Genomic DNA, 8,725 nt, shown 5'->3' on the forward strand with positions numbered 1-8,725 from the left:
TACTTCCGTCCTCAAACCGGCATCTGCATGATGTCCTGGTACGCCTGGACCAGCTTGTTGCGTACCTGGGTCAGCGCTTGCATGGAAACGCTGGCTTTCTGCGAGGCGATCATCACGTCGGTCAGGTCGACACCACTCTTGCCGATCTCGAAAGCATTGGCGAGCTGGGTCGACGCCTGCTGGGTCTGGTGCACTTTGCCGATGGCCTGGCCGAGCATGTCAGCGAAGCTGCTCTGGCCTTCTGCCAATTCGGGGGCAGCAGTGGCTTTTGGCAGCGACATGGCATCGGCCTGCATGGCACGCATGTCCAGCATCAGACGATTGAATTCAACACCTTGGCTCATGAACTTCTCTCTCCGGCGGCCGCATTTTTTTGACACTCATGCGGCGGATAGCCTCTCTAAGCAACAACAGTGCCAGCCTTTGAAAGCTTCAAGCTTCAAGCCAGGCTGCGGTGCTCTTGCGCTTGCTTGTAGCTTGTAGCTCACCCGTACAGGCTGGCTTCCACGTCGAGCCCGGCATCGCGCATTTGTGCCAGCTTGTAGCGCAGGGTACGCGGGCTGATGCCAAGCCGCTCGGCAGCCTCCTTGCGGCGACCGCGCTCGGCGCGCAAGGTGTCGATGATCATCTGGAACTCATGGCGGCGCATGTCATCGCCCAGGCCACCGGCCTCACCTGCCGGCTCGACCGCCACGGGCAACGCCGCGGCTGGTGCAACCGCCGACAAGGGAGTGGCGCCGGCCAGACAAAAATCCGCCGCCTCGATCACCCCGCCCTGCTGCAGGATCAGCGCCCGCTGCAAAGCGTTGTCCAGCTCACGCACATTGCCTGGCCAGGCATGGGCCTGCAGGCAGGCCTGCGCCGCAGCAGACAGGCGCACCGGCGCATGCTTCATCTTCGCCACATGCCGCGCCAGCAAGCGCTCGGCCAGCGGCAGGATGTCACCGGCACGCTCACGCAGCGGCTGCCAGGCCAACGGGAACACCGACAGGCGATAGAACAGGTCTTCGCGGAACCGCCCGGCCGCCACTTCACCGGCCATGTCGCGATTGCTGGTTGCCAGCACGCGGATGTCCAGGGCAATCGGCTTGCGCCCCCCTACCCGCTCGACCTCACGTTCCTGCAAGACACGCAACAGCTTGGCCTGCAGGCCCAGAGGCATTTCGGAAATCTCGTCGAGCAGCAAGGTGCCACCCTCGGCCTGCTCGAATTTGCCGGCCTGCGCCGCAATGGCGCCGGTGAAGGCTCCTTTCTCGTGACCGAACAAGGTCGCCTCGAGCATGTTGTCCGGGATGGCCGCGCAGTTGATCGCGACAAATGGCTGCGCTGCACGCGGCGACTGTTGGTGAATGTACCGCGCAAGCACTTCCTTGCCGGTGCCCGACTCACCCGAGATGAGTACGGTCGAATCGCTGCGGGCCACACGCGCAGCAAGCTTCAGCAATTGGCGGCTGGCAGGCTCGCTGGCCACCGGCCCTTCGTCCTCGACCGCGCTCAGGCGCCCGGCGGCATGGCGCTCGACCAGGCTCAGCAGCGCCTTGGACTCGAAGGGTTTGACCAGGTAATCCACAGCGCCCTGGCGCATCGCCTCGACAGCGCGCTCCACGGCAGCGTGAGCGGTCATCAGCAGCACCGGCAATTGCGGGTGCTGGCGGCGCAGGTGCGCCAGCAACTGATGCCCATCCATCCCCGGCATGTTCACATCACTGATGACCAGGCTGTACGCGTCGCTCTGCACCGCCTCCAGCGCTTCTTCCGCGCTGCCGACAGCACGATAGGCAAAACCGCCGATCTCCAGGGTATCGCCAAGCGCCTGGCGCAACGCGCGGTCATCCTCGACCAGCAGCACCTTGATGAGCATCATGCGACCTCCGCAGGCTGCCCGCCGATCAACGGCAACTCCACCCTGACGCAGGTGCCACGCCCTACCCTGGAGCGCAGCTGCAACTTGCCGTGGTGCGCCCGCACGACGGCCATGACCACCGCCAAGCCGAGCCCGGTGCCGGTAGCTTTGGTGGTCAGGAACGGCTCACCCAGCCGACCCAACAGGTCGGCATCGATGCCGCTGCCGGCATCGCTGACGCACAGGTGCAGGGTGTGCGCGCGCCGATACAGGTGCACTTTGAGCCGCGCAGCGCCAACGCTTGCCTGCAGGGCATTCTCGATCAGGTTGAGCATGGCACCGACCAGGGTGTCGCGATTGCACAGCAACTCACCCAGGTGGCTGTCGCACTGCCAACGCACGGCATGGCCCTGGACATGAGGCTGGGCAGCCTGCTGCAAGGCCTGGAACAGGCCCTTTGGGCTCAACCGGTCACCCAGTGGCAGCTCGCCGCGGGCGAACACCAGCATGTCGCGCACCTGGTGCTCCAATTCGTGCAGACGTTCCTTGAGGCTGCCGGCGAAACGCCGGCGGGTCTCTGGCGCAAGCTCACGCTCGTCTTGCGCCAGGTGGCTGGCATAGAGCATGGCTGCCGACAGCGGCGTACGTATCTGATGGGCCAGCGAAGCGACCATGCGCCCCAGCGAAGACAGGCGTTCATGGCGTGCCAACTGGTCTTGCAGGCGACGGGTTTCGGTCAGGTCGTTGAGCAGCACCAACTGGCCTGGCTCGGCATCCAGCGAACGCGTGGCAATGGACAGGCGACGGCCATCGCGCAGTGACACCTCATGCCCGTCATCCTTGCGCGGGGCGAAGCTGCGGGCGATCACCTGGCGCCACAACTGGCCGAGCAAGGGTTCACCCAACAGCTCACAGGCCGCCGGATTGGCTTCGCGCACCAGGCCCTGGTCATCGATGACGATCACCCCGCCGGGCAGCAGGGCCAGCAGGTTCTGCAAGCGATTGGCCAGGCGCTCTTTCTCGTTCAGCTCGGCCATGCGCTGGGCGCCGACCACCGCCAACTCGCCTTTGAGTTCGCTGACGCGGGCCTCGAGCATGCTGTAGGACTGGTTGAGCTGGGTGGAGACCTGGTCGAACAGGGCGAACGCCTGCTCAAGCCCCTGTCGACTCTCCTGTTCGACGGGGGTAGGCCCCTGCGGATCAGGGACTCGGGAAACATGGGCGGCCTGGGGCATCGTGCTCTCTCGCGTGGCTGACCGTCATAAAAACGGTGTGGTGCCAGCGGTGTAGCAATAGCCGTGCCGGGGATGGGGGTTTGTGCTTTTCAGGCCTGGCCCTATCGCCGTCAAAACGGCCACAGGTCCCCCACAGCATTCAAAGGCTGTGGGGGACCTGTGGGCGCCGGCTTGCCGGCGATTGTGGCGGTACAGGCGAAGTCAATCTTCAGCCTGCTCCTCACCGCCCTGGCGGCTCATGCCGTACTTGCGCATCTTCTCCACCAAGGTGGTACGCCGAATACGCAAACGTTCAGCCGCCCGCGCCACGATACCGTTGGCGTCGTCCAGCGCCTGCTGGATCAGCCCCTGCTCCAGGCTGCCCAGGTAATCCTTCAGGTCCAGGCCCTCAGGCGGCAGCATGGCATGGTTGGCAAAGCTCGGCGCGTGGCCGTTGATCGCCACGCGCTCTTCGAGGTCGCTGCGCAGGCTGTCGACCAACTGCTCGTCTTCATCGTCGATGTAGCGGAATTTCTTCGGCAGCTCCGACACACCAATCACCCCGTACGGGTGCATGATCGCCATGCGTTCGACCAGGTTGGCCAGCTCGCGCACGTTGCCCGGCCAGCCATGCCGGCACAGCGACATGATCGAAGCAGAGTTGAAGCGTATCGAGCCGCGCTTCTCATGCTCCATACGCGAGATCAGCTCGTTCATCAGCAGCGGAATGTCTTCCACACGCTCACGCAACGGCGCCATCTCGATCGGAAATACATTGAGGCGGTAGTACAGGTCTTCGCGGAAGGTCCCACCCTCGATCATGGTCTCGAGGTTCTTGTGGGTCGCGGCGATGATGCGCACGTCAATGCTCTGGGTCTTGTTGCTGCCCACCCGCTCGAAAGTACGCTCCTGCAGCACACGCAGCAGCTTGACCTGCATCGGCAGCGGCATGTCGCCGATCTCGTCAAGGAACAGCGTACCGCCATTGGCCAGCTCGAAACGCCCGGCACGGCTGGTGATGGCGCCCGTGAACGCACCCTTCTCGTGGCCGAACAGTTCGCTTTCCAGCAATTCGGCCGGGATCGCCCCGCAATTGACCGGCACGAACGGCGCTTCGCGGCGCTTGGAGTGGTAATGCAGGTTGCGCGCGACCACCTCCTTGCCAGTACCGGACTCACCAAGAATGAGCACACTGGCGTCGGTGTCGGCGACCTGCTGCATCATCTGCCGAACATGCTGGATGGCGCGGCTGGTGCCCACCAGGCTGCGGAACAGGTTGGGCTCGCGCTGACGGCCACGCTCACGGGCCTGGTCGTACATCTCGCGATAGACCTGGGCACGGTGCAGGGAGTCGAGCAGCTGGCTGTAGCTGGGCGGCATCTCAAGGTTGGCCAGCACGCGACGGCGAAGCTCTTCGGGGAAATCCGCAGAAGAAATTTCGCCGATCAGCAATACCGGAAGGAACTCATCCCACCCGGCCACTGTCTTAAGCAACCCAAGCACATTGCCTGGAGCATTCACGGTTCCGATGAGCACGCAGAGCACTTCACGGCTGGAAGACAATGCCCCCACCACCTGCTGCCAATCCTGGCTGGAGCAGGGCAGGTTTTCTTCGCCGAGGAAGTTCAGAACCACCGCCAGATCGCGGCGGCGGGCGCTGTCGTCATCGATCAGGAGAATCTTGGTTTCACGCCACATGCAATAGCAACTTCCCTAGTCATATCGGCGCCCGAGGGCGTGCTCGACATCATTCAGACTGAATGGTCAGTGTTCGGACGTCTGAAATTCGAAAACAGCCACTAGTAAAGTCAAAAAAAAGCATGCAGTCAAATTAATGGCGCATGGCTTTTAGGACATCTGTGGTCAAGTGAACAGATGGTATACCTTAGCGGCGTTTTTCGCCTGACGGATTTGCACCATCTCGTCGACTACTGATTGACGTTCACCACTTGCAACCTCGATTAATTGCCGGTAAACGCCCAGCAACTGCTCCAGGCTGTCACGTACTTCGACTTCCTTGCCCTGAGCGTCGCCGAGCAAGTCACCGATGCGCAGACGGCACTCCAGGTCCAGCTCCCCCACCGCACCCCAGTCCCGACTGGCCAGCGCAGAAAGCAGCAACTCACGGGTTTGCTCGATACGGGTGATTACTTCGCTCATGTCATCCTCCTTGCTCAGGAAGCCGCCGACGGATCGCCGATCGCGTCCCAACCTTCCTTGACGGTGATCAGCAAGCGCGCCACTTCATCGATGATGGTAGGGTCGCTCTTGGCATTGGCCTCGATCAACCGACGGCTCATGTAGGTGTAGAGGTTGTCCAGTTCGGTCAGGCTGTCAGCGTGGTTTTCAAGGTCCAGGCCTTCACGCAGGCCACCGATGATGTCGATGGCCTTGCCGATGAGGATACCCTTCTGGGCGACATCATTGCGCGCAATGGCGCCCTTGGCCTGAGCCATGCGATCAAGACCGCCCTGCATGAGCATTTGTACCAGGCGGTGCGGGCTGGCTTCGGACGTCTGGGCCACACCGTTGACTTTCTGATACTGCCGAAGGGCCAACATCGGGTTCATGGATCTACCTCGTTGCTGCGAAAAAGGTTGCTTGTACCTGTGTATCGCCGGCACGTCAAAAAACTTTAGGGCCAAAACAAAAAGCCCGGCGCGTCGGGAGACGCTGCCGGGCTTTTGTCACGCAAGGCCGATCAGGAGTTATTGGCCTGGGCGTTGATTGCCTCGAATATCGAAGTAATCTGGTCGGCCTGGGCTTTCATCTTGCCGAGCGCGGTATCCAGGGCCACGTATTTCTTGGTCAGTGACGTGGTCAGCGACTCGGTGCGGCGATCCAGGGCAGCCTGCTGCTCAGCCAAGTTCTTGGCAACCTCGTCGAGGCTGGCCTTACGCGATGCAAGACTGCCATCGGTGCCATTATATGGGTCAATGGCCTTGTTCATACGCTCAAAGATACCATTGGTACCGGTGAAGAGGTTCTGCACCTCGCCACCCAGCTTCTTGTCGTTCATCGCAGCCGTGAACTTGGTGCTGTTGAACTCCAGCGTGCCATCTTTCTGGGTATTGATGCCAAGCTGGCTCAACGTGGTCAACTGATCCCCCGCCCCGACCTCCGAAAGCACACCCCGGATATCAGCCAGAAGCGAGCGCGTGGTCGGGTCATTGGTCAGCGACCCCAACACAGTATTGCCATCTTCATCGGTGCTGGTACTGGTCAGCGAAGTAATCGCCTTCTGCAAGGTATTATAGGCATCGACAAAGCCTTGCACCGAGGTTTTCAGACCATCGTTGTTGACAGCAACCGTCACCTTGGTGGCGACGCCGGTCGCGCTGGCGCCTGTCAGCTCCAGCTTGATACCACTGATTGCATCTTCAACGGTATTCGAGGCGCTTTTCACCTCAAGGCCATCGATCAGGACCACTGCATCTTTGGCTGCAGCCGTGATGTATCCGGCACCGTTATCGGCCATCGACTTGGTACCGTCAATCTCGAGCTCAGCGATGCCACTCACGGAAATATCCGACCCGGCGCCAGTAGTGGTGGAGCCCAGCACCAGGCGCGCACCATCGGCACCTGTGATGATGTTGGCAGAAATGCCGTTGGCACCCAGTTCTTTGTTGATCTGGTCACGAACGCTCTGCAACGTGGCATCGGCCCCTACCTTGACGGTGTAGTCCTTGCCGCCCTGGCTGATCACCAGATCACCCTCAGGAATGGCGGCAGTCGCGCCACCCGCAAAAGCCGAACTCGCCACTTTGGAGCTCGTGGCCAGATTTTTGACCTCGATACTGTAAGTACCGGCCACAGCGGTATTGCTGGCAGTAGCCTTGACGATAGTTTCGCTCGCGGATGTGGCTGCAAAGGCGTTGAAAGAGGGCGCGGTCTTGTCGTTCAGCTTGGTCATGGCCGTAGTGAACGCCGTGAGCGCGCTGCGCAGCGCACCAACCCCGGAAATGTACGCAGTATTGTTGCTGGTCTGCCGAGTGATCTGTGCCTGTTTGGCCGCAGTATCGGAATTGACCAGGGCGGTAACGATCTCGGTGATATTGAGACCAGAACCCAGACCTGTACTGGAAGTAATCGGGCTTGCCATGCTGTTGTCCCTCTCTTCAACGCGTCAGCCCCGCTCATGCAGCGCTGACATGCTTCACTTCATTGGTGCTCGCCGCCCATCACACTTTGGCGTCGAACAGAACACTGTTGACATCACTCAGGCTGTGAGCGATCCGCAGAGCCTCTTCCGAGGGTAACTGGCGAATCAACTCACCGCTATCACTGGCGAAGACTTTGACAACTATCTTGCCGGATTCTTCATCCGTGGAAAATTCCAGATTGCGCTGTGACGCCTTCAGGAACTTTTCGATCTCCGAAACGGCGCCCTTGACCTTGGCGGCATCCTGTACCGCTTGCGGTTCTTTATGCTCACGCTCGGATTTTACTGCTTCCGTCGCCCGGGCAACCGGCTTTTCGGCAACCTGCTCGGCCGAACGTGCGGCCGGATAAGACAGGTTCAGCTTGACGCTCATATCCATGTCCACCACCTCGCAATGAATAGACGGGGAAGCGCCTCAAAGTGCGCTTCCCCGTCAGCGACCATCAACGATTACTGAAGCAGCTTCAGAACGGCGGATGGCAGCTGGTTGGCCTGAGCCAGAACAGCGGTGGACGCTTGCTGCAGGGTCTGCTGCTTGGTCAGCTGGGCAGTTTCAGCAGCGAAGTCGGTGTCCTGCACTCGGCCACGAGCGGCTTCGGCGTTTTCGTTGATGTTCTGCAGGTTGTTAATGGTGCTGGTCAGACGGTTCTGAGCGGCACCGAGGTCAGCACGAGTGCTGTTGATGGTCTGCAGAGCGGAGTCGATAGCGTTGACAGCGGCGCTGAAGTTGGCGCTGATGGTGCTGTCTGCACCCGAAATGGCGATCGCACCCGAGTTGACACCCAGAGCGGATGCAGTCAGGTCAGCTAGCTTGATGGTGATCTGGTTTTCTGCACCGGTGTTGGAACCCACCTGGAAGCTCATGGTAACGCCGCTGTTGAGCAGATTCTTACCGTTCAGCTGAGTGCTGTTGGCGATACGAGTCAGCTCGTCCGACATCGAGGCGAACTCGGTGTTCAGAGCAGCACGGTCCTTGTCGCTGTTCGACGAGTTGTTGGCCTGGATTGCCAGTTCACGCATACGCTGCAGAATGTTGGTCTGTTCTTGCATCGCGCCTTCAGCGGTCTGGGCGATGGAGATACCGTCGTTAGCGTTTTTGATCGCCATGGTCTGGCCACGGATCTGCGAGGTCATGCGGGTAGCGATCTGCAGGCCGGCGGCGTCGTCTTTGGCGCTGTTGATTTTCAGGCCGGAGGACAGACGGGTCATCGAAGTGCTCAGGGCATCGGTAGCACGGTTCAGGTTCTTCTGAACGCCCAGGGAGGTGGTGTTGGTGTTAACAGTCAAAGCCATGACGAATTCCTCGTATATTGGGTACTACGGCTTCCGGCCCTGGCAATTCGCCGGGTGTGGCACAGAGAACCTTCGTAATGGTTATCGTCGTCAGGCCGTGTTGCTTGAGGGTTTTTTTAAAAAAATTTACTGGCCAGCTGCCAGCCCAATAAAATCAGTGACTTGACACCCTAATCAAGATCATAAACGTAGGCCCCTTCTACTATTGCATTC

At 60.5% G+C, this 8,725-nt stretch carries 9 protein-coding genes; all 9 read right to left on the reverse strand.

Annotated features, from left to right (window positions below):
* Positions 1-11: 11 nt before the first annotated feature.
* A complete protein-coding gene (gene fliE, locus ACEWE8_RS16260) occupies positions 12-344 on the reverse strand; it encodes a flagellar hook-basal body complex protein FliE (RefSeq protein ID WP_012315525.1) in 333 nt (110 codons plus the stop codon).
* Positions 345-484: 140 nt separating this feature from the next.
* Positions 485-1,861 (reverse strand): sigma-54 dependent transcriptional regulator, encoded by a 1,377-nt coding sequence (locus tag ACEWE8_RS16265; RefSeq protein ID WP_046785427.1) that lies wholly within the window; start codon positions 1,859-1,861, stop codon positions 485-487.
* Positions 1,861-3,078 (reverse strand): PAS domain-containing sensor histidine kinase, encoded by a 1,218-nt coding sequence (locus ACEWE8_RS16270; protein WP_046785355.1) that lies wholly within the window; start codon positions 3,076-3,078, stop codon positions 1,861-1,863. Before ACEWE8_RS16270 ends, ACEWE8_RS16265 begins: the two co-directional genes overlap by 1 nt.
* Before the next feature lie 201 nt (positions 3,079-3,279).
* Positions 3,280-4,755, reverse strand: a complete 1,476-nt coding sequence (gene fleQ, locus ACEWE8_RS16275) for a transcriptional regulator FleQ (RefSeq protein WP_039603506.1) — start codon at positions 4,753-4,755, stop codon at positions 3,280-3,282.
* A gap of 165 nt (positions 4,756-4,920) precedes the next feature.
* The gene (locus ACEWE8_RS16280) at positions 4,921-5,217 is read right to left on the reverse strand and encodes a hypothetical protein (protein ID WP_046785356.1); all 297 of its coding nucleotides are present in this window, start codon (positions 5,215-5,217) and stop codon (positions 4,921-4,923) included.
* Positions 5,218-5,231: 14 nt separating this feature from the next.
* On the reverse strand, positions 5,232-5,627 hold the full coding sequence (fliS, locus tag ACEWE8_RS16285) for a flagellar export chaperone FliS (protein WP_046785357.1): 396 nt from the start codon (positions 5,625-5,627) through the stop codon (positions 5,232-5,234).
* A 131-nt stretch (positions 5,628-5,758) separates the two neighbouring features.
* The gene (gene fliD, locus ACEWE8_RS16290) at positions 5,759-7,159 is read right to left on the reverse strand and encodes a flagellar filament capping protein FliD (protein WP_046785358.1); all 1,401 of its coding nucleotides are present in this window, start codon (positions 7,157-7,159) and stop codon (positions 5,759-5,761) included.
* Between the two features lie 79 nt (positions 7,160-7,238).
* The gene (locus tag ACEWE8_RS16295; protein ID WP_046785359.1) at positions 7,239-7,598 is read right to left on the reverse strand and encodes a flagellar protein FlaG; all 360 of its coding nucleotides are present in this window, start codon (positions 7,596-7,598) and stop codon (positions 7,239-7,241) included.
* 71 nt (positions 7,599-7,669) lie between these two features.
* Positions 7,670-8,512: a flagellin domain-containing protein gene (locus ACEWE8_RS16300; RefSeq protein WP_046785360.1), complete on the reverse strand. Its 843-nt coding sequence runs from the start codon at positions 8,510-8,512 to the stop codon at positions 7,670-7,672.
* Between the last annotated feature and the right edge of the window lie 213 nt (positions 8,513-8,725).

The organism is Pseudomonas sp. TR47 (genome assembly GCF_044143025.1).
Taxonomy (GTDB): Bacteria; Pseudomonadota; Gammaproteobacteria; order Pseudomonadales; family Pseudomonadaceae; genus Aquipseudomonas; species Aquipseudomonas putida_E.

Coding starts and splice junctions, on each gene's coding strand:
- fliE (WP_012315525.1), bottom strand. CDS start 344: ATGAGCCAAGGTGTTGAATTCAATCGTCTGATGCTGGACATGCGTGCC.
- ACEWE8_RS16265 (WP_046785427.1), bottom strand. CDS start 1,861: ATGCTCATCAAGGTGCTGCTGGTCGAGGATGACCGCGCGTTGCGCCAG.
- ACEWE8_RS16270 (WP_046785355.1), bottom strand. CDS start 3,078: ATGCCCCAGGCCGCCCATGTTTCCCGAGTCCCTGATCCGCAGGGGCCT.
- fleQ (WP_039603506.1), bottom strand. CDS start 4,755: ATGTGGCGTGAAACCAAGATTCTCCTGATCGATGACGACAGCGCCCGC.
- ACEWE8_RS16280 (WP_046785356.1), bottom strand. CDS start 5,217: ATGAGCGAAGTAATCACCCGTATCGAGCAAACCCGTGAGTTGCTGCTT.
- fliS (WP_046785357.1), bottom strand. CDS start 5,627: ATGAACCCGATGTTGGCCCTTCGGCAGTATCAGAAAGTCAACGGTGTG.
- fliD (WP_046785358.1), bottom strand. CDS start 7,159: ATGGCAAGCCCGATTACTTCCAGTACAGGTCTGGGTTCTGGTCTCAAT.
- ACEWE8_RS16295 (WP_046785359.1), bottom strand. CDS start 7,598: ATGGATATGAGCGTCAAGCTGAACCTGTCTTATCCGGCCGCACGTTCG.
- ACEWE8_RS16300 (WP_046785360.1), bottom strand. CDS start 8,512: ATGGCTTTGACTGTTAACACCAACACCACCTCCCTGGGCGTTCAGAAG.